We start from the raw sequence: 19,654 nt of genomic DNA, 5'->3' as shown, positions 1-19,654 counted from the left end.
GCAGAATTCATCCACTTGATTACTCTTCAGAGTCGCGCCCATGACCCCATCTCTGCTGCTCGCTGTCCTTGCTTCGGGCTTTATTTACGGCATTACCCCTGGCCCCGGCGTCCTGGCCGTGTTCGGTATCGGCGCTGCCCGTGGGCGTCGCGCCGGCGCGGGGTTTTTGTGTGGGCATTTGCTGGGTGACGTGGTGTGGTGCAGTACGGCGCTGATTGCGATTGTCGGCGCGCGGGAAGTCGGCAGCACTGCATTCGATGTGCTCGGCGTGCTGAGCGGGCTGTACTTGTTCTGGCTTGGCTGGCGCGCGATACGCACCCAGCGCCGCAGCAGCGATGCGCCTCAGGGGGCAGCGCGGCATCCGTTCTGGCACGGCATTCTGTTTGGCCTGACCAACCCGAAGGCTTACCCGGTGGCGGTGGCCACCTTTACTGCGTTGCTGTCCAGCCGGGCCGAGCTGCTGACCTGGTCGATGCTGCCATGGTTGATCTTCCTGAGCTTTATCGGTGGCACGCTGGCCTACGCGATCCTGATCGGTGTGGTCGGCGCACAGCGCGTGCGCACGGTGTACCAGCGTCATGAAATCCTCATCACAAAGCTCTGCGGTCTCATGTTTATCGGCTTCGCCATCAATGCGCTGGCGCACGCGTTGCCTGGTCTGTTTGGCAGTAGACCGGCTTGAGAGAACATCGACCGTTCGTCGCGCGGGCAAGTTTTTTCTAAACCTTTGCCACGTTGAAAATTCGAATTCAGGGCGGGTGTGTATTCCCCGCACTCATTTTTGCCCTGGAGGAACCCATCATGAGCCGCATGGCTATCCGGTTACGCACCGCCAGTTTTGCGATGCTGCTGGGCCTCGGCGCCAGCAATGCTTTCGCCCAGTCGCCTGCTGAATTCATTGAGCAGGCTTCGGCCAAAGGCATGGCCGATATCGAAACCAGTCGCATGGCCCACGCCAAAACCTCGTCCCAGGAAATCAAGGACTACACCATCGAGGTGATCAATGAGCGCACCCTTGCCAACCAGCACCTGGCGGCCATTGCCAAGAAGCTCGACCTGCCGGTGGCACCACGGGAAAAGATCGTCGACAAAGCTGAGACCCTGATGCCGGAATTAAAGGACGGCGACTCTTTCGACGCGGCCTACACTGCGCAACAGGTCAAGGAAAACGAGGACGCCATCGCCCTGTTCAAGAAGGAAGGCGCGGCCTCGGACGTCCCTGAAATCAAAGCCTTGGTAGATGAGACGCTGCCCAAATTGGAGGAGCGTCTGCAGAAAGCCCGAGCCCTGGCTTCGACTTATGGCAAAGGGCATCAAGGCGACGGTTGAGGCTGTTTGCATAAAGGCAAAACGGCGGTTGGATCAGATCCAACCGCCGTTTTTTATGGGGCTCAGTACATCAGCTCGGCCTGCCCCGTGCCTTCCAGGGCGAGCAGATACCGCTTGGCCGCAAGGCCTCCCGCGAACCCGGTCAGCCCGCCGGACGCACCGATCACGCGATGGCAGGGGGCGATGATCGAGATGGGATTGCGCCCGTTGGCGGCACCGACCGCACGCACGGCGTTGGGGTTGCCGATCTGCCGGGCGATCTGGCTGTAGCTGCGGGTTTCGCCGAAGGGGATGGTCAACAGGGCCTGCCACACTTGTTTCTGAAAGTCAGTGCCGGTGAAGTCCAGTTCCAGCTCGAACGTACTGCGCGTACCGGCGAAGTACTCCTGCAACTGACGCTCGGTTTCCAGCAGCACCGGGCAGTCGTTGGCCTCGCGCAACTCGCCCAGGCGCACACGGTTGGCGCGTTCGCACTCCCACAGAATCGCACTGAGTTTGTCATCGCGCGCCACCAGCGTGAGCTGGCCGACAGGGGAGGGCATGAGCGTGTATTCGCAGGGCATGAGCGGGCTCCTCAAGGGGCGGCTGTTAAAGATGACGTGGTGACTGTAGCGCCCCCCTTCAGGATGCAAACTACGTTTCTTGCGATCAAATGTCTCAGGGCCTGGAATAGGGGGAACGCTAACGCAAGCCTGGTCCTGAGTAGCGAGCGGGTGTCCCACGGTCAACGAGCCCTCGTTCAGTTCGGTGAGGTCTGATCCTACCGATCCTGTTGCAGCACCTTAAGCGCTGCGGACGCGAGAAACCCCGAGCGGCTTTTCTCTTCCGGGTGGTGCAGAACGCATTCGTCAATGCGATTGAGCAGATAACCCGGCAGGGTGATGTTGAGTTTCTGCGCCTTGCCCAGGTACTTGGTGACGTCAGCACATTTTTTGTTTCAGTCGGGGTCAATACCAGCAACGGCACATACGGCGTTTACCTACGTGGGTTTGTACCTCGGCCTGCTGCCGTTCAACCTTGGGCAGGCGGCTTTGTGTACGCTGTACACCCTGTTTTGGCTGACGCTGGTTGTGATCTCTATCGCCATTCGGCCGGTGCCGTGGGGGCTATCTCATGGCGCCATGCCTGTTAAAAAACAGTCCCCAGGGAAAAAGGGATGCGCAGCGCACCAATGGGGCCATCACGAACCCCGCACATTTCATCATGCGCACATTGCTGCACCAGTTCACACGGGAACGGCGGAACGTGCTGCAACAGGTCGCGTAAATGCGTGGTGGAGCGGATACGCATCGGCTTGCCGTTGTCGTCCAGCAACGTCATCTCTATGTTGTCGAGTTTCACACGGGCGATGTAGAAACCACCCTCCAGTGACAGCAGCTCCAGCCCGCGCACTTCACCTTTTCCGGCCAGTTCGGTCAGCCTCTGCACATTCATGATTCACCTTCGCTTTCGGGTTTATTGGCGACGAAAGAACAACGTGACCTGGCCCCACTCCACGCCGAACTTGGACATGCTAGACCGGTTGATCATCGTGTCTTCGTCCATCAGGTACATCCAGTCGTCAAAACTCACTTCGTACACCGAGCCATCCACCGGCAGGTTGAGGCGATAGCGCCAACGCAATGCATTCCCGGCGATCTCGCCAATGGCCTCGCCGACCACGTCACCGGCGCGTCCGCGCCAGCGCCCGGGGCCGTCGGGTGTGAGCGTCCATACGCGGCGCTGGCGGGTGCCATCGCTGTAAAGAAAGTGTTCGTCGAGAATCAGGTTATCGCCCTCGCGACGGCTGGCGATGTCCACCTCGAAGCGCTTGGCCACTTCACCCGAGCGCTTCTCGAAGATGCCCCAGGCCTTGACGGGTTTACTGAAGAAGCGCGCCAGGTCCAACGTTGGTTTTTGGTCGGCATAGTGGTCTACCCCAACGCCTGTGCAGCTGCATAGGCTGAGTATCAGGAACAATGAAACCAGAAGACGTGGCATTGCCTGGCCCCTTGATCACACGCGGCGTGATGCCGGTGTTCAAGGTTTGATACTTGTACAGAATTATGGATTTGTACAGGTTTTGAGGCGCAAATTCTGTGGCAGATGCTTCGAACTCAAATCGCAGCCATAAAAAAACCGGCCATTTAGCCGGTTTTTTTACATTCCCATGTCAGCAGCATCCTGACGCGAGAACAAAATGAGAGTGGAGCGGGTAGAGGGAATCGAACCCTCATCTAAAGCTTGGGAAGCTTTCGTTCTACCACTAAACTATACCCGCTCAGAGCGGCTGACTTTGTACCAGAACTTCATCGGGATTTGAAGTTTTTCTTTGAAAATGTGCAGGTTGTGGTGAGCAAGCAAGCTTGCCCGCCACAATGTGCATCGCAGTGAATCATCATTTCAAATCGCAAATGCGTGCTGTGTCTGACTGCTGTGACAACGCAATCGGCTGACCTGCCGCTGCGCTTTCAAAAAGCCGACGACCGCTTGCTGACTGTCCCGGCACGCCGCCTTGTGTTCCATATCCAGAAAATGCCCCGTCGCCTGGATGGTGCTGAAGCTGCTGTTGGTCACGTAGTTGCCGAACTGTCTGGCATCCTCTGCACTGGTGTATTCGTCCCATTCTCCGTTCAAGAACAGCACGGGTACGTCGATGGCCTTGGCCGCCTTGAGGTAGCACAGGCGGTCGCTGTTGAGCACCTGGCTGATGTGGAAGTGCATCTGCCCGTATTCGTGTTCGGCCAGGCTGCTCACGTGTTTGTAGTTAAAGCGTTTGAACAGCGATGGCAGGTGTTTGCCGATGGTGCTGTTGACCAGGTGGCCGACGCGGTCGCGGTCGAGGTTGCCGAGGTAGTCGACGCCGCGCTCAAGGTAGTCGCGCATGGGCGCGTTGATCACCGGTGAGAACGAGCTGATCACGGCCTTTTCCACGCGGCGGGGGCGCTGGGCGAGGGCGACCAGAGTGGCGGCGCCGCCCCAGGAGAATGACAGTACGTGTTCGGCGGCGAAGTGGTCGATCAGTTCCAGCAGAATCTGGCCCTCGACTTCCTTCGTCAGCATTTGCTCATGACGGTTATGGATTTTGGAGCGGCCGGCGTAGGGCTGGTCGTACAAAACTACATTGAACTGCGGGTACAGGCTTTTCACGGTTTGGGCGAAGGATGCCGTGGTGGCCATGGAGCCGTTGACCAGGATGATGGTCTTTTCAGCAGCGTCCGCGCGATAGAACTCCGTGTAAACCCGATACTGACCCTGTATATCCAACACAGCGATTTCCGGCCTCATGTCGTAAGACTCCTGGCAAGCGGGTAGGGCGCGCAGATAACTCTGCACGAGCTTTGTGACAGGTAGGCATACGCCTGGAGAATGAGGCCCATGTCGGTCCGATAACGGCTGGCCGGCGGGTGTTGTTATGGCGGGCTGGTTGCCTGGAGGGCCCGCAGATCAAGCGCGGGCGAGGGCAAGGTGTCTCTTGGAGGTTATAGGCGACTCGCCAGTCATAAGTTGGCTGGTGATGTGCAGTCAAGCACAGGTTGAGGATGTCGCAAGTCGCGCAAATAGGTTTTTGCCATCACCGGCCGAACGGTCATTACACCTGGCGGATTTCCTCATCGGTCAACGCTCGATATTGGCCGGGCGCGAGTTCAGCATCCAGCACAAGCGGCCCCATGCGCTCGCGATGCAAGGCAATCACCTTATTGTTGAAGTGCCCGAACATGCGCTTGACCTGATGGTAACGGCCTTCGACGATGCTAAGGCGCGCCGTAGTGGGGCCCAACACGTCCAACACGGCGGGTCGGGTGGTTAGGTCTTCAAACGCAAAGTACAGGCCCGCGGCAAAAGTAGTCGCGTATTCAGGACCGATAGGCTCTTGCGTTTCAACCAGATAGATCTTGGGCAGTTTGGTCGTCGGTTGCGTCAGGCGCCTCGACCACTGGCCGTCGTTGGTGATCAGCATCAGCCCGGTGGTGTTGAAGTCCAGACGCCCGGCGATATGCAGTTCGTCCTTATCCATTTCATCCAACAGGTCGAGCACTGTCGGGTGTTGTGGGTCCGCTGTGGCGCTCACGCAGCCCTTGGGCTTGTGCAGCATGAAATAACGCGCCGGTTTACCTGCCTGCATCTCTTCGTCATCAACGCACACGCGGCTGAACTCGCGCACCTCATGGTGTGGGTCGCTGACCGCCATTCCATCGACGCTCACCCGCCGCTCAGCCAGCAGCAGGCGAACCTGCTGACGGTTGAAACGCGGCAAGTTGCTGAGGAACCGATCAACCCGCATCGCGATTGCGCAATTGTTCACCGACCCGCGCGCAACGCGGACACAGGCAGGCCTTGTTGCGTAATGCCTCAGGCAAGGCTTGGAGCACCGCAGGATCGACGGTGACGCTGTAACACCAGCAGGGTTGGTCGACCGTGCGCGGGTCGGCCAGGGTGCAGTCGTTGCGAGCGCCGCAGGCGGGGCAGAGGGTTGGTGTGGTCATTGGCTGGGGCTGCATCGGGCAAGGTTCACTTGGACCTGCACGATACAGCGCCAACCCTCGGCAGGCTACTTACAGCTGGAACTTGCTGACCAGCACATTGAACGACGTGGCCAGGCGGGAAAGGTCCTGACTGGACGCGTTGGTCTGATTGGCGCCGGCGGCAGTCTGGGTCGAGAGGTCCTGAATGTTGAGCAGGTTACGGTCCACTTCGCGGGTCACTTGGGCCTGCTCTTCGGAGGCGGAGGCGATCACCAGGTTACGCTCGTTGATCTTCGCCACGCTGGCAGTGATGCGTTGCAGCGCTTGACCGGCGTTTTGCGCGAGGGTCTGGGTATTGTTGGCCCAGGTCATGCTTTTGTTCATGGCCGCTACCGCACCATCGGCGCCGACCTGCACCGCGCCGATCATTTTCTCGATATCGACCGTGGAGGTCTGGGTGCGATGGGCCAAGGCCCGCACCTCGTCGGCAACCACCGCAAAACCGCGGCCTTGTTCGCCGGCGCGGGCCGCTTCGATCGCCGCATTCAGCGCCAGCAGGTTGGTCTGGTCGGCGATGCTGCGGATCACATCGATTACCTTGCCGATCTCGCGCACCTGATTGGCCAAGTCCTCGACCGATTGTGTCGATTCGTTAATCTCCACCACCATCGAGCTCATGCCGGACACGGCCTCTTGCACTTGTTGGCGACCGTCCTCGGCTTCAGCGGTGGCCTGGCGTGAGGCTTCGGAGGTGGACACGGCATTGCTTGCGACTTCGTCCACGGCAGCAGTCATCTGGTTGACGGCGGTGGCGGCTTGTTGGATTTCGTCATTCTGGCGGATCAGGCCACGGCTGCTTTCTTCGGTGACCGCGCTCAGCTCCTCGGCGGCAGACGCGAGCTGGTCGGAGGCGTTGGCGATTTCCAGGAGGGTGCTTTTCAAGCCGCCCTGCATATCCGAGAGCGCCATCAGCAATTGCCCGGCTTCATCGGTGCGGTTGGTGACGATGGCCTGGGTCAGGTCGCCCTTGGCGATGCGCTGCGCGTTCTCGACCGCCTGGGCGATAGGCCGGGTGATCAGGCGGGTGATCAGCACACCGATGATGAGGGCGATGATAAAGGCCAGGACAATGCCGCTGATCATCCAGGTCAACGCGCTGTCACGCAGCTCATCGGCGGCGACGGCGCCTTCCTGGATCTGGCGGTTGTTGGACTCGATCATCACGCGGATCAGCGCGCGGGCCTGACGGAACAGTTCATTGTTGGTGCTGTTGAGCTGCGCTCGGGCTTGGTCAACCTGGCCGCTGTCGAGCATCGACATGATGCTGTCCGAACTGCTGATGTAGGCGGGCCAGATCTGGTCGAGTTTGTCGCCTGCCGCTCGTTCGTCATCTTCGAGCGCCGTGGCGCGGTAGGTGTTATAGGCGGCCTGGCTGTTCTTCAGTTCGTTGGCGATGTCCTGGCGCACGCGGTCGCGGTCTTGTTGGGACACGTCACCCTGGCTGGCATCCATCAAACGGTACAAACCACGGTTGTGGGCGACCAGGCCATTGAGGGTGGCAGACGTGCTGCTGACGGATACGAGATTGTTGGAGAACGCCATTTCCAGTGAGTTGGCCAGCCGCACAACACCTTTGATGCCCAACAGCCCAACCCCGAGGGTGACGAGGGCGCACAGTAGAAAAGAAAGCAGCAGCTTGGTTGAAATTTTCATGGCTCGGATCCGGCGATAGTGGCGAGGGACACACGCTAGAGCCTCCCTGGCTTGGTGCGATGGCATAGTGACATCGTCGCAATCGAGAAAGTTTCGGCCCAACTGAATTTAGTGAATCGATAAAGTAACTTGATGGTTAACAGCTATTGATAGCTGTGCTCAGCGTCAGCGCTAACACCTGCTGCGTTCATGTATCAAGTTGTTACCAAAAGGCACCAGATTCGGTTTTTGATGTCAGATATTTCGTCATTCAGTGAAAGCTGAATGCCGCCCTCCCGCGTCGCTGGAGGTGCTCTTCCGCGGTCCAGGAGGCCGCCATGTATCGACGACTGCTGCTCAGCGCTTTACTCGGTCTGACCCTTACCGCCTGTGTGCCCTACTACGATGGAGGCGCGACCTACTATCGATCCGAGGTCTACACCTCACCGGCGCCGGCGTATTACTACGGGGGTGGTCCGGCCTATCAATACCGTCGTGATTATTACCCCTCGCCACGCTATTACGCGCCCGCACCGCGTTACTACTCTGCGCCGCGTTATTACCAGCCGGCACCGCGCTACTACCCATCAGGGCCAAGGGCCGGTTACCGGCCGTACCCGAACCAGGGCTGGGGCGATCATGGGGGCAATGGTCGGCACGGCCGCGGTGGCGACCATGGAGGTGGCCGCGGCGGCCACCGTTGACAGGCAAGCGGCGCAGCAAGCGCCGCTTTTTTGTGGGCGGGCAATGCTCAGTAGTCGGACAAGTCGGCCAGCGGGTGCCGGCCTTCCCACGCCTTGTTGAAATGCGCCTGTACCACGGCCTCCGGCACCGTATTGATGTCCGGCCAATGCCAGTGGGGCGTCTGGTCCTTATCGATCAAACGGGCGCGTACCCCTTCGCTGAATTCCGGATGGCGGCAGCAATTGAGGCTCAGGGTGTATTCCATCTGGAACACCTGGGCCAGGGACAAATGGCGCGCGCGTTGAATTTGTTCCCACACCAGATGCGCGGTCAGCGGGCAGCCTTCGCTTAATGTGTTACCGGCCCGGCTGAGCAACGGGTCGGAGTGATCGCGCAGTAGGCTCAAGGCACGCCAGGCACCGCGTACATCGCCCACATCCAGCCACTCGTCGATCTGCGCCCGGCGCGGTAACCATTGGGCTTCGGGTTGCTGGTTGAGGGCTTCCTGGGCCAGGGATTTGAGCAGGCTGTTGAGTTGCAGCGCGGACTGTTCCTGCCAGTTCAGTTGCAACAGGCCGTCGAGCAGTTCGTCGTGTTGGTCGTCGCGCAAGAAGCGGTCGGCCAGGCCCAGGTCAAGTGCATCACGGCCGTTGACGTGCGCGCCGGTGAGGCCGAGGAATAAACCAAGCTTGCCTGGCAGGCGCGACAGAAACCAACTGGCGCCTACATCCGGATACAGGCCGATGCTGATTTCGGGCATGGCCAGCCGGCTGCTGGGCGTGACAATGCGCACCGCTGCACTTTGCAGCAGGCCCATACCGCCGCCCAGCACATAACCGTGGCCCCAGCAGATCACCGGCTTGGGATAGGTGTGCAGGCGGTAGTCGAGGCGGTATTCAGCGGCAAAAAACTGCGCGGCCAGCGCCGGGACTTCACCCGGCTGCTCGCGGCACGCCTGGGCCAGGCTACGCACCTCGCCACCGGCGCAAAATGCCTTGGGGCCGTTGCCACGCAACAGCACGCAGACGATGTTCGGGTCTTTGGCCCACGCATCCAGGCGTTCGCCCAGGGCCAGGATCATTGGTAAGGAGAGGGCATTGAGGGACTTTTCAGCGTCCAGGCTGGCGATGCCAATACGGGCACCGGCGCTGCCGGTCAGCTCTTCGAAATGCAGATTCATCGTGGCCTCAATCGAGAAGGTGAGAGATCAGTATGGTCGCGCCAAAGGAAAGTGCCGGTGGTGTGTCAGATCAATTGACAAGCGGGGTCGGCTTTCCTAGGGTTCGCGCATTCTTTTTTACACGATGACCCCACCATGACCGAAGGCGACCGTATCAAACTCGAACCCAGCTGGAAACACGCCCTGCGTGATGAGTTCGACAAGCCCTACATGGCCCAACTGCGTGAGTTTTTGCGCCAGGAGCACGCCGCCGGCAAAGAGATCTACCCGCCGGGCCCGCTGATTTTCAACGCGCTCAACTCAACGCCTTTGGATAAGGTCAAGGTGGTCGTGCTCGGCCAAGACCCGTACCACGGCCCCGGCCAGGCCCACGGCCTGTGTTTCTCGGTACAGCCGGGCGTGCCGGCGCCGCCGTCCCTGGTCAATATCTATAAAGAGCTCAAGCGCGACCTGAATATCGACATCCCCAACCACGGCTACCTGCAAAGCTGGGCCGACCAAGGTGTATTGATGCTCAACACCACCATGACCGTAGAGCGCGCCAACGCCAATGCGCACGCGGGCAAGGGCTGGCAGTTTTTTACCGATCGGATTATCGAAGTGGTCAGCGAGCATCAACCGCATTTGGTGTTTTTGCTGTGGGGCGCCCATGCCCAGGGCAAGCAGAAGCTGATCGACGCCACCAAACATCTGGTGCTGACATCGGTGCATCCGTCACCGTTGTCGGCGTATCGGGGCTTTTTGGGCTGCGGGCATTTCAGCCGCACCAATAAATTTCTTGAGCAGAATGGCGAGACGCCGATTGAGTGGCGATTGCCGCCACTCTGAGGCTCAGGTTTTCTCGGGCTGGCGGTTCCAATGGCGGAACAAGGGTTCGGCCAGAAACAACACAAACAACAAACGCATCACCTGCATCGCCGTTACCAGCGGCACCGAAAGCTGCAGGGTCTCGGCCGTAAGGCTCATCTCGGCAATACCGCCGGGCATCATGCCCAGGGTCAACGAGCGCAGGTCCAGGTGGGTGAGGGCACTCAAGCCCATCGCCGCCAATGTTGCGAGCGCCATGGTCAAGGCCGTGCCGATCAAGGTGCGGCCCATGAACGAGGGGGCCCGGCGAAAGAACTCGCGATTGAAGTGGCAGCCCAAACCGCTGCCGATCAGCCATTGGCCGATCTGGCTGCCGCCGTCGGGCAAACCGATATGCAGGTCCCACACCACGCTGGCGGTGGCACTCACCAGCAATGGCCCGAACAGCCAAGGGTTGGGCTGACGCAAGCGCTGCCAGCCCCACGCCACCAGCGCGCCGAGGGGAAACAGCAGCGCCAGCCAGGCCCAGCTCACCGGCGCAGGGTGGAACTGGGGGGCGCCGCCTTCCAGCAAATACTTGAAGATCGCCGGTACACACAGCACCACCACCAGCACCCGCAGGCTTTGCCCCGCCGCGACACGGCTGAGCACCGCGCCATTGCGTGAACCAAGGTTGACCATCTCACCGGAACCACCGGGCATGCTGGAGAAAAATGCAGTGGCACGGTCTTCACCGCTGCGACGCATCAGCCACACGCCCACCACGCTCGACAGGCTGGTCACCAGTGCACCGAAGAAGATCAGGCCGAAGTGGCTCATCACCTGCTCGATCACCAGCGGGGTGAAGTGCAGACCGATGCCGATCCCCACCACCCATTGGCCGCATTTGCGCCCGCCGGGTATCTCGGCCAACTGCCAGGGTGTGAGGCAGCGCACCAGAATGATCGCCAGCAACGAGCCGACCATATACGGCAATGGCCAGCCGACGAGGCTGGCCAGGTAACCGCCGGCCAGGCCGACCAGCGGTGTTCCCCACCATTGCTTAAAGGTGACCTCAGACATCGGCCACGGCACGACGCTGTTGGGCACGTTTGCGCCAAATACGCAGCAGCGGCACCAGCAGCATGATTGCCGTCAGCACCCAGACACCAAAGGTGATCGGGCTCGACCAGAGAATTTCCAGCCCACCGTTGGAGATCGACAGCGCGCGGCGCAGGTTTTGCTCCATCAGGCCACCGAGGATAAAGCCCAGCAGCAACGGCGACAGCGGGAAGTCCAGTTTGCGCAGAATGTAGCCGAAGATGCCGATGCCAATCATCAGGAACAGGTCGAAGGTGGTGGCATGCACCGCGTACACACCAATCGCGGTGATGATGGCGATTACCGGCACCAGCGCCCAGTTTGGTACGGCGAGGATACGCGTGAAGATGCGGATCATCGGGATGTTGAGGATCACCAGCATGACGTTGGCGATAAACAACGAGGCGATCAGACCCCAGACGATGTCCGGTTGCTGTTGGAACAGCAGGGGACCGGGGGTGATGTTGTACAGCGACAGCGCGCCGATCATCACCGCGGTGGTGCCTGAACCCGGTACGCCGAGGGTCAGCATCGGTACCAACGCACCACAGGCCGCCGCGCCGATTGCTGTTTCCGGCGCTGCGAGGCCGCGTTTGTCGCCTTTACCGAATTCACCCGAAGCGCCGGCGATACGTTTTTCGGTCATGTAGGCCACCGCGCTGGCCAGTGTCGCGCCAGCACCTGGCAGTACGCCCATAATGAAACCCAGCACGCCGCAGCGGATGTTCACCAGGAATACCGAAGCAGCCTCCTTGACGTTGAACATCATGCGGCCGGTGGCGGTGACGGCTTCCTGGCCCCGGTGGGTTTTTTCCAGCAGCAACAGGATTTCGCTGATGGAGAACAGGCCCAGCACCAGCACCACGAACTGAATGCCGTCGGTGAGGTGGATGTTGTCGCCGGTAAAACGGTACACGCCACTGTTGGCGTCGATGCCCACCGCCGAGAGGAACAGGCCGATCAGTGCCGCCACAAAGGTTTTCAGTGGTTTGTCGCCGGCCATACCACCCAGGCAGACAATCGCGAACACCATCAGTACGAAATATTCCGCAGGACCGAAGGCAATTGCCCATTTGGCCAGCAGCGGCGCAAACAGCACCATGCCGCAGGTGGCAATAAGCGCGCCGATGAACGAGCTCCACGCCGACAACGACAGCGCTACGCCGGCCAGGCCTTTGCGAGCCATCGGGTAACCGTCCAGGGTGGTCATCACGGTGGAGGCTTCGCCCGGGATGTTCAGCAGGATCGAGCTGATGCGACCACCGTATTCACAGCCCAGGTACACGGCCGCGAGCAGGATCAGCGCCGATTCCGGCGGCAGGCCCAAGGCGAATGCGATGGGGATCAGCAGCGCCACGCCGTTGATCGGGCCCAGGCCTGGCAACAGGCCAACCACGGTGCCGATCAAGGTGCCGCAGAGGGCGGTCACCAGGTTGTAGGGGGTCAACGCGACGCCGAAGCCCTGGCCCAAATAGCCGAAAGTATCCATATCAGTTCTCCAGAACGTTGAGCAGGCCCAGGGGCAGCGGGACATCCATGGCTTTATCGAACAGTAGATAAAGGCCGACACTGATCAAGGTGATGATCACTGCACCCGGTAACCAGCGGCCCCCGTACAAGCGTGCCATCGGAATACCGATCAACATGCTGCTGAGAATGAAGCCCAGCGGTTCGAACGTTGCCGCGAAGACCAGCAGCAGCGCGACGCAGATGCCGATCTTGACCAGGGTATCGCGGTCCAACGCCGGTTCTTCTTCGGTGTGCCGGGTCGGTTGCGGGCGAAACAGCATGTAGATCAGCGCCAGGCTCATCAGCCCGAGCATCAGCAGCGGGTAGGCGCGAGGCCCCACCGGCTCGTAGGAAAACGCCGCCTGATACGGCCAGGCCATCAGCGCCAGGCCGGCACAGGCCAGCAGCAGCACTGCGGCAAAAATGCGTTGTAAAAGCATGTCGAACTCCTGGGCCACGCCGCCTGTGGAGGAGGGCGTGGCCGCGTAAGGAAGGAGGGGCGTTTACTGGATCAGGCCGAACTCTTTGGCCAGCACTTTGTAGTCAGCCACTTGTTTCTTCACGTAGGTGTCCAGCTCCGGACCGGTCATGGCGAACGGGAACAGCTCACGCTGGTCGCGCAGCTTGGCAAACTCCTCGGAGGCCAGCAGTTTGTCGAAGGCGTCTTTCCACCAGGCGTAGTCGGCATCGCTGACTTTTGGCCCAAGGTAGAAGCCGCGCACCACCGGCCAGACAATGTCGTAGCCCTGCTCTTTGGCTGTCGGGATGTCTTTCATTTCCGGCTCATCCAGGCGCTTCTCGGAGAACACGGCCAGCAGGCGCATGTCACCGCTGAGGATGTGCGGCATGGAGTCGGAGATGTCGGTACTGCCCACCTGGATGTGACCGCCGAGCAGAGCCGTGGCGATTTCGCCGCCGCCTTCGAGGGCGACGTAACGCAGCTCACGCGGGTTGATCCCGGCAGCCTTGGCGATCAGTGCGGTTTGCATCCAGTCCTGGCTGCCGACGGTGCCGCCGGAACCAATCACCACGCTGCCTGGATCTTTCTTCAAGGCTTTGACCAGATCGTCGAGGTTCTTGTAGGGCGAGTCGCTTTTGACTGCGATCGCACCATAGCTGGTACCGACCGCCGCCAACCAGCGCACGGCGCTTTCGTCGAAACGACCAAATTTGCCCTGGGCCAGGTTCAGCAGCGAACCGCTGGACCAGGCCACCAACGTGCCGGCGTCGGCAGGGCGCTGCGCGACCACTGCGTTGTAGGCCACTGCGCCTACGCCGCCGGGCATGTAGGTGACCCGCATCGGTTTGCTCAGCAATTTTTCGTTGACCAGCGCGCTTTGCACCAGTTTGCAGGTCAGGTCGAAACCGCCGCCAGGGGAGGCCGGGGCGATGCATTCCGGACGCTTGGGTTCGTCGGCGGCCAGCAGTTGGCCGGCGAACAGCATGCAGCCGGCGGCGAGGGCCAATTTACGCAATGAATAGGTCATGGTGATCTCCGTCTTGTTGTTATGAGTTGTTACTACCAAAGCGCGACGCTGTAGCTGACCAGTACGCGCATTTCGTCCGCATCACGGGCTGAATAGTTGGAGCGGTACGTGGCATTACGCAGGCGCACGGCCACGTCCTTTAACGTTCCGCTCTGCACCACGTACTTGATCTCGCTGTTGCGTTCCCACTCCCGCCCGGTCTCGCCGTTCTTGAGCTTGATGTTGTCACCCGACAGGTAACGGCTCATGAAACTCAGGCCTGGAATGCCCAGCTTGGCGAAATCGTAGTCGTAGCGCGCTTGCCAGGAGCGTTCGTCGGCGCCTGCGAAGTCGTTGATCTGAACGAAGTTGACCAGGTACGGGTCGCTGCCATCCACATAGGGGAAGGCGCTGTCGCCAGACATGTGCTGGTAGCCGGCGCTGAGCTTATGGCCGTTGAGGGCATAGCTGAACAGACCGTTGAGGGAGGTGTTGTCGATCTTGCCGCCGCGCGCGGCACCGGTGTCATCACTGATGGCCAGGCGCAGGTCGGCGGCGAAGGTGCCGGGGCCCATGGGGCGCGCGGCAACCAGGCCGAGGAAGTGCTGGCGATACACGTCGTCGAGCTGGGCGAAGTGGTAGCTGCCGGTGATCTTGTCGGCGAACTTGTAGTCCACGCCACCGAAGTTGAAGTGCTTGCCGGTGGCACCGCTGAGGAAGCGACTGTTCTTGTTGTTGAGGGCGATGTCCTCATAGTTGCTGTCGTCGCGGTCCTTGGCCTTGTCCAGGCGGCCACCGGTGAACACAAGGTTCTTGAATTCCTTGGAGGTCAGCAGGCCACCGTTAAAGGTCTGCGGCAGGATACGCCCATCGTTGGGCTTGAGGATCGGCAGCTCCGGCATCAGCGAGCCGATCTTCAGCTCGGTGGCGGAGATTTTCACTTTGCCGGTCAGGCCCAGCTTGGAGTACTCGTCGGCAGCGCGCCCATCGTCGTGGGTCGGCAGCAGGCCGGTTCCGGTGCGGTCGGGGCTGGAGTCGAGCTTGACCCCGAGCATGCCCAGCGCATCCACGCCAAAACCGACGGTGCCGTCGGTGTAGCCCGATTGCAGGTTGAGCATGAAGCCCTGGGCCCATTCGTCACGCTTGGATTGCTGCGCACTGGTGCCGTCGCGAAAGTCGCGGTTGAAGTACATATTGCGGGTTTCCAGGGTCGCGCTGCTGTCTTCGAAGAAGGCAGCCTGGCTAAGCGGCGTAAAGCCGGCAAGGGCAGCGGCACTGGCGAGGGCGGTCTGGGTACGGCGGGAGAATCGAACAGGCGGGCAAGCCTGGGGCTGTGTCGACAGCATCGTGGTGCACTCCGTTATTGTTCTTATTTTGACGAAAACGCATCGAGGCGTTTTTCGGGCGCGGCCGGTGAGGTCGCTCGGCAGGCAGGACCCACCGTGTCTGGATGCTAAAGGGCGAAGCTTTCACTAACCTTTCAGCTGCCTTTCAATGTTTTCGGGCTTCACAGGGCAGGCGGCGCCTGTAAACTGCCCGGCAAGCGTGGTGTCGACCACCCCTGAATGAGGTAAAAATCCATGCGTGTCCTCCTGGTTGAAGACCATTTGCAGCTCGCCGAAAGTGTCGCCCAAGCGCTCAAGAGCACGGGTTTGACCGTCGACGTGTTGCACGATGGGGTGGCCGCGGACCTGGCCTTGAGCAGCGAGGAATACGCGGCGGCTATCCTCGATGTGGGGCTGCCGCGCATGGATGGTTTCGAGGTGCTTGCGCGGTTGCGGGCACGTGGAAAAAATCTGCCGGTGTTAATGCTGACCGCGCGCAGTGACGTAAAGGACCGGGTGCATGGCCTGAACCTGGGCGCCGACGACTACCTCGCCAAACCGTTCGAACTTACGGAGTTGGAAGCGCGGGTCAAGGCGCTGCTGCGCCGTAGCGTGCTGGGTGGCGAGCGCCAGCAAACCTGCGGCGTACTGGTGTATGACCTCGACACCCGGCGGTTCACCGTCGGCGGCGAACTGTTAACCCTGACTTCCCGCGAGCAGGCCGTGCTTGAAGCCTTGATCGCGCGTCCGGGGCGGGTGATGAGCAAGGAGCAGCTTGCGTCCCAGGTGTTTGGCCTGGACGAAGAGGCGAGCCCCGACGCCATCGAGATCTACGTGCACCGCCTGCGCAAGAAGCTCGACGGGCAACCTATCGCTATCGTCACTTTCCGCGGCCTTGGCTACCTGCTGGAAGCCCGTGATGCATAAGCCGAGCAGCCTGCGCTGGCGCCTGCTGTGGAACCTGGCGCTGCTGTTAGTGCTGTTGATGCTGGCCAGTGGCATGAGTGCCTACTGGAACGGCCGCGAGGCGGCCGACACCGCTTACGACCGCACGCTGCTGGCCTCGGCGCGGACCATCGCCGCCGGCCTGACCCAAGTGGACGGTACGCTCAGCGCCAACGTGCCCTATGTGGCCTTGGACACCTTCGCCTACGACAGCGCCGGGCGGATCTATTACCAGGTCAATGACATCGACCAGAAGCTGATCTCCGGCTACGAGAACCTGCCCGGCCCGCCGCCCGGCACCCCGCGAACTGATGATTACCCGGCGCTGGCGCGGTTTTACAACGCCATGTATCAGGGTCAGGAGGTACGTGTGGTCAGCCTGCTCAAGGCGGTCTCCGAACCGAACATGAACGGGATGGCGGAAATCCGCGTGGCCGAAACCGATGAGGCCCGCGTAAGCATGGCGCGCAGCCTGATGGCCGACACCTTGCTGCGTTTGGGGATGCTCGCCGTCGGCGCATTGTTGCTGGTGTGGTTTGCCGTCAGCGCGGCGTTGCGCCCGCTGGAGCGCCTGCGCACGGCAGTAGAAGAGCGTCAGCCTGACGACCTGCGGCCGTTGCCGCTGGTTGAGGTGCAGCATGAGTTCGGACCCTTGGTGCGCTCCCTCAATCACTTCACCGAACGCCTGCGCGGTCAGTTCGAGCGCCAGGCGCAGTTTATTGCCGACGCGTCCCATGAATTGCGCACCCCGCTGGCGGCGCTCAAGGCACGGCTGGAACTCGGCCTGCGCGCCGAAGACCCTGCTACCTGGCGCAGTACGTTGGAAACGGCGGCGCAGAACACGGATCGACTGACTCATCTGGCCAATCAATTGCTGTCTTTGGCGCGCATCGAAAACGGTGCCCGGGCAATCGCTGAAGGCGGCGCGCAGTTGCTGGACCTGAGCCAACTGGCCCGTGAGCTGGGCATGGCCATGGCGCCGTTGGCCCATGCACGCGGCGTAGCGCTGGCACTGGAGGCTGACGAGCCGGTGTGGTTGCGCGGCGAACCGACGTTGCTCAATGAGCTGCTCAGTAACCTGGTGGACAATGCCCTGGCCCATACGCCACCCGGCGGCAACGTGATTTTGCGGGTCACGGCGCCGGCAGTGCTGGAAGTGGAAGATGACGGCCCGGGGATCCCGGCGGATGAGCGCGACCGAGTGTTCGAGCGCTTTTACCGGCGCAGTCAGCAGGGCATGGGGTCGGGCTTGGGCCTGGCGATCGTTGGCGAGATCTGCCGCGCGCATTTGGCCCAGATCAGCCTGCACGATGGCGAGCAGGCGGGGCTGAAGGTGCGGGTGAGTTTTATCGCGGGTTGATCAGTAGAACATCGACCGTGCTTCATCCAATTCGGCACGCAGCTTGTCGCTGTAGGGGTCGACGCGCAGCTTTTTGAGCGCAGGCAGGGCGGACATCGCGATTTCGGCCAATGGATGGTCAGTTCCGCGGTGGCAGTACATGACGGCGATCTGGACCAGGTCGATGTAATCGAGGCTCGCGGAGTCACGCTCCAGGTTCAGGTACTGGCCTGGCAGTTTTGCGAGCATTTCGGGGAAATCCCAGCCGCTCAGCAGCTTGTCCCCGAGCAGTGGGTGGATGCTGTCGATCACGTCGTTGAGGCTGACCGGGTCGGAGAGCAGCTCGTAGTGGTCCTCGGCGTAGGTCAGGATTGGCAGCACGCCGATCTGATGCACCAGGCCGCCCAGCGCCGCCTGGTCTGGCTTGAGCTGGCTGTGGCTGCGGCACAGTGCATAGCTGACGCCCGCCACTTCGAGGCTGCGGCGCCACACATCGCGCATTTTCTGTTCGACCGCCTCGGAGCGGGCGTGAAAGATCTGCTCCATCACCAGGCCGATGGCCAGGTTGCTGCTGTAGTTGGTGCCCAGTCGAGTGATGGCGGTATGCAGGTCGGTGACTTCCTGGGTCGCGCGCATCAACGGGCTGTTGACCACTTTGATCAGGCGCGCCGACAGGGCAGTGTCGCGACCGATGACCTTGCTCAGATGGCTGATGCTGATTTCCGGGTCTTCGGCGGCCTTACGGATTTGCAAGGCCACTTCCGGCAATGTCGGCAGAACCAGGTCATCATTGTCGATGGCCGCCACCAAAGCCTGTTGGACGCTTTCCGCCAGCTTGTTCATTCATGCTCTCTAGGGTGTTGCGAAAAGTACGGCAACTAACGTTGGATCTCTCGATCGCGATCGAGTGTGTAAGGCAGATCAAGCAGTTGCAAAACCGAGCCTTCCAATGAACCTATGTGCACATCGCCACTATCGGCTGCTTCGGCTTGCAATACCGCCAGAAGTTCAATCACCTGGTCAGCTTTTGCAGCAAGCACCACTTCGCCGATCGAGCTGTTGTGGCTGGGGGAAAACAGTGGGGTGCCAGGCTCGGGCATGTGCGCCGCATTTAGGCTCAGGCGGTACAGGCGGCGCTTGAGTTTGCCCAGGTACTGCATGCGCGCGACGATTTCCTGGCCGGTGTAGCAGCCTTTCTTGAAACTGACGCCGCCTACGGCCTGCAGATTGAGCATCTGCGGGATGAACAGTTCGCGGGTCTGGGGCATCACTTGACCGATACCCGCGCGAACCTGGCCCAGCAGCCATTCATTCAGATCTGCTTCTGTTAACTGTGCGGCCAATTGGCTGCGCACGGTTTCGGCTTTCTCCGCTGGCACCCAGAGTTCGGCGCGGCCAGGCGACACGCGAATGGCGATCAGCGCGTCGGTGCGCACCACACTGTCGGTCTCGGCCGGCAGTTCCAGGCCCAGGCTGGTCAGGGCCAGTTCACCATCGGTGACACCGAAGCGCGCCCAGGCGGCGCTTTCGTCGGTGAGTTTGGACTTGGAAAATACGGCGTATTTTTTCAGGTCGGCCAGTTGCGGCTCGAGCAGCGCGCTGGCCATCGCCAGTAGCACGCCATCACCTTGCAGCAGGATGCGGAAGCTCGACTGCATGCGGCCTTTTTGCGTGCAGCGCGCGCCGAGGCTGGCCTGGGTGTCGCTCAGGTAATTGAGGTTGCAGGTGAGCTGTCCCTGCAGGAATTTGGCAGCATCGGCGCCGCGGACGGCGAGAACGCCTTCGTGGGACAGGGGGCAGAAAAAAGCAGAGTCAGCCATGGGTCATCGCAGGTCAAAAAGTCATGGGTGCAT

Annotated in this window: 21 protein-coding genes, 1 tRNA gene and 2 pseudogenes; 7 read left to right on the top strand and 17 right to left on the bottom strand. The window is 61.0% G+C overall.

From position 1 onward, the window contains the following. The first annotated feature begins 40 nt into the window (after positions 1–40). Both KZX66_RS04575 and KZX66_RS04570 read left to right on the top strand, forming a co-directional pair. Complete coding sequence (locus KZX66_RS04575; protein WP_248076863.1) at positions 41–682, top strand: LysE family translocator; 642 nt, start codon at positions 41–43, stop codon at positions 680–682. A gap of 119 nt (positions 683–801) precedes the next feature. Further along, on the top strand, positions 802–1,329 hold the full coding sequence (locus KZX66_RS04570; protein ID WP_005785958.1) for a DUF4142 domain-containing protein: 528 nt from the start codon (positions 802–804) through the stop codon (positions 1,327–1,329). A gap of 62 nt (positions 1,330–1,391) precedes the next feature. Here KZX66_RS04570 and KZX66_RS04565 read toward each other — a convergent pair whose 3' ends face one another. Beyond that, positions 1,392–1,892 carry a methylated-DNA--[protein]-cysteine S-methyltransferase gene (locus KZX66_RS04565; RefSeq protein WP_248076860.1) on the bottom strand — a complete coding sequence of 167 codons (501 nt, stop codon included), beginning with the start codon at positions 1,890–1,892 and terminating at the stop codon, positions 1,392–1,394. A 197-nt stretch (positions 1,893–2,089) separates the two neighbouring features. Further along, positions 2,090–2,251, bottom strand: a pseudogene (locus tag KZX66_RS04560) (type II toxin-antitoxin system HicB family antitoxin); the annotation flags it as partial. A gap of 52 nt (positions 2,252–2,303) precedes the next feature. Here KZX66_RS04560 and KZX66_RS04555 point away from each other — a divergent pair. Continuing rightward, positions 2,304–2,420 (top strand): annotated as a pseudogene (locus KZX66_RS04555) (MFS transporter); the annotation flags it as partial. Positions 2,421–2,457: 37 nt separating this feature from the next. Here the strand turns inward: KZX66_RS04555 and KZX66_RS04550 are convergent. From KZX66_RS04550 to KZX66_RS04520, 7 genes are all read right to left on the bottom strand, one after another. Continuing rightward, positions 2,458–2,763 (bottom strand): DUF6482 family protein, encoded by a 306-nt coding sequence (locus KZX66_RS04550; RefSeq protein WP_248076857.1) that lies wholly within the window; start codon positions 2,761–2,763, stop codon positions 2,458–2,460. 21 nt (positions 2,764–2,784) lie between these two features. After that, entirely contained in the window at positions 2,785–3,309 is a 525-nt protein-coding gene (locus KZX66_RS04545; RefSeq protein ID WP_248076855.1) for a DUF3833 domain-containing protein, read from the bottom strand. A gap of 206 nt (positions 3,310–3,515) precedes the next feature. Continuing rightward, positions 3,516–3,589 (bottom strand) — tRNA-Gly (locus tag KZX66_RS04540). Between the two features lie 122 nt (positions 3,590–3,711). Beyond that, complete coding sequence (locus tag KZX66_RS04535; RefSeq protein WP_248076852.1) at positions 3,712–4,596, bottom strand: alpha/beta hydrolase; 885 nt, start codon at positions 4,594–4,596, stop codon at positions 3,712–3,714. Positions 4,597–4,900: 304 nt separating this feature from the next. After that, on the bottom strand, positions 4,901–5,593 hold the full coding sequence (locus KZX66_RS04530; RefSeq protein WP_248076848.1) for a pseudouridine synthase: 693 nt from the start codon (positions 5,591–5,593) through the stop codon (positions 4,901–4,903). Further along, a complete protein-coding gene (locus KZX66_RS04525; protein ID WP_248076844.1) occupies positions 5,583–5,795 on the bottom strand; it encodes a cysteine-rich CWC family protein in 213 nt (70 codons plus the stop codon). The genes KZX66_RS04530 and KZX66_RS04525 overlap by 11 nt, the downstream gene beginning before the upstream one ends. Before the next feature lie 69 nt (positions 5,796–5,864). Further along, the gene (locus KZX66_RS04520) at positions 5,865–7,487 is read right to left on the bottom strand and encodes a methyl-accepting chemotaxis protein (RefSeq protein WP_248076842.1); all 1,623 of its coding nucleotides are present in this window, start codon (positions 7,485–7,487) and stop codon (positions 5,865–5,867) included. A gap of 317 nt (positions 7,488–7,804) precedes the next feature. On the opposite strand from KZX66_RS04520, the gene KZX66_RS04515 reads away from it, so the two are divergent. Continuing rightward, on the top strand, positions 7,805–8,170 hold the full coding sequence (locus KZX66_RS04515) for a hypothetical protein (protein WP_248076839.1): 366 nt from the start codon (positions 7,805–7,807) through the stop codon (positions 8,168–8,170). A 47-nt stretch (positions 8,171–8,217) separates the two neighbouring features. Here KZX66_RS04515 and KZX66_RS04510 read toward each other — a convergent pair whose 3' ends face one another. Beyond that, positions 8,218–9,330: an enoyl-CoA hydratase/isomerase family protein gene (locus KZX66_RS04510; RefSeq protein ID WP_248076837.1), complete on the bottom strand. Its 1,113-nt coding sequence runs from the start codon at positions 9,328–9,330 to the stop codon at positions 8,218–8,220. A 135-nt stretch (positions 9,331–9,465) separates the two neighbouring features. On the opposite strand from KZX66_RS04510, the gene ung reads away from it, so the two are divergent. Continuing rightward, on the top strand, positions 9,466–10,158 hold the full coding sequence (ung, locus tag KZX66_RS04505) for a uracil-DNA glycosylase (protein WP_248076835.1): 693 nt from the start codon (positions 9,466–9,468) through the stop codon (positions 10,156–10,158). Between the two features lie 3 nt (positions 10,159–10,161). Here the strand turns inward: ung and KZX66_RS04500 are convergent, their stop codons facing one another. From KZX66_RS04500 to KZX66_RS04480, 5 genes are all read right to left on the bottom strand, one after another. After that, positions 10,162–11,199 carry an AbrB family transcriptional regulator gene (locus KZX66_RS04500; RefSeq protein ID WP_248076833.1) on the bottom strand — a complete coding sequence of 346 codons (1,038 nt, stop codon included), beginning with the start codon at positions 11,197–11,199 and terminating at the stop codon, positions 10,162–10,164. Next, a complete protein-coding gene (locus KZX66_RS04495; protein ID WP_248076831.1) occupies positions 11,192–12,706 on the bottom strand; it encodes a tripartite tricarboxylate transporter permease in 1,515 nt (504 codons plus the stop codon). Before KZX66_RS04495 ends, KZX66_RS04500 begins: the two co-directional genes overlap by 8 nt. A 1-nt stretch (position 12,707) precedes the next feature. Further along, positions 12,708–13,166, bottom strand: a complete 459-nt coding sequence (locus tag KZX66_RS04490) for a tripartite tricarboxylate transporter TctB family protein (protein ID WP_248076829.1) — start codon at positions 13,164–13,166, stop codon at positions 12,708–12,710. A gap of 63 nt (positions 13,167–13,229) precedes the next feature. Further along, on the bottom strand, positions 13,230–14,219 hold the full coding sequence (locus tag KZX66_RS04485) for a tripartite tricarboxylate transporter substrate binding protein (protein WP_248076939.1): 990 nt from the start codon (positions 14,217–14,219) through the stop codon (positions 13,230–13,232). 26 nt (positions 14,220–14,245) lie between these two features. Continuing rightward, a complete protein-coding gene (locus tag KZX66_RS04480; RefSeq protein WP_248076827.1) occupies positions 14,246–15,538 on the bottom strand; it encodes an OprD family porin in 1,293 nt (430 codons plus the stop codon). A 234-nt stretch (positions 15,539–15,772) separates the two neighbouring features. Here KZX66_RS04480 and KZX66_RS04475 point away from each other — a divergent pair, with 234 nt between their 5' ends. Together KZX66_RS04475 and KZX66_RS04470 are read left to right on the top strand one after the other, a co-directional pair. Beyond that, entirely contained in the window at positions 15,773–16,444 is a 672-nt protein-coding gene (locus KZX66_RS04475) for a response regulator (protein WP_248076825.1), read from the top strand. Continuing rightward, positions 16,437–17,822: a sensor histidine kinase gene (locus KZX66_RS04470; RefSeq protein ID WP_248076823.1), complete on the top strand. Its 1,386-nt coding sequence runs from the start codon at positions 16,437–16,439 to the stop codon at positions 17,820–17,822. Before KZX66_RS04475 ends, KZX66_RS04470 begins: the two co-directional genes overlap by 8 nt. Here KZX66_RS04470 and KZX66_RS04465 read toward each other — a convergent pair whose 3' ends face one another. Both KZX66_RS04465 and KZX66_RS04460 read right to left on the bottom strand, forming a co-directional pair. Next, complete coding sequence (locus KZX66_RS04465) at positions 17,823–18,644, bottom strand: HDOD domain-containing protein (protein ID WP_248076821.1); 822 nt, start codon at positions 18,642–18,644, stop codon at positions 17,823–17,825. Positions 18,645–18,679: 35 nt separating this feature from the next. Then, a complete protein-coding gene (locus tag KZX66_RS04460; RefSeq protein WP_248076819.1) occupies positions 18,680–19,621 on the bottom strand; it encodes a folate-binding protein YgfZ in 942 nt (313 codons plus the stop codon). Positions 19,622–19,654: the final 33 nt, after the last annotated feature.

Origin of the sequence: Pseudomonas sp. EYE_354, from assembly GCF_023148575.1 — a bacterium.
Lineage (GTDB): Bacteria > Pseudomonadota > Gammaproteobacteria > Pseudomonadales > Pseudomonadaceae > Aquipseudomonas.
The sequence above is the reverse complement of the archived record's forward strand: the minus strand, read 5'-3'. Positions and strand labels throughout refer to the sequence as shown.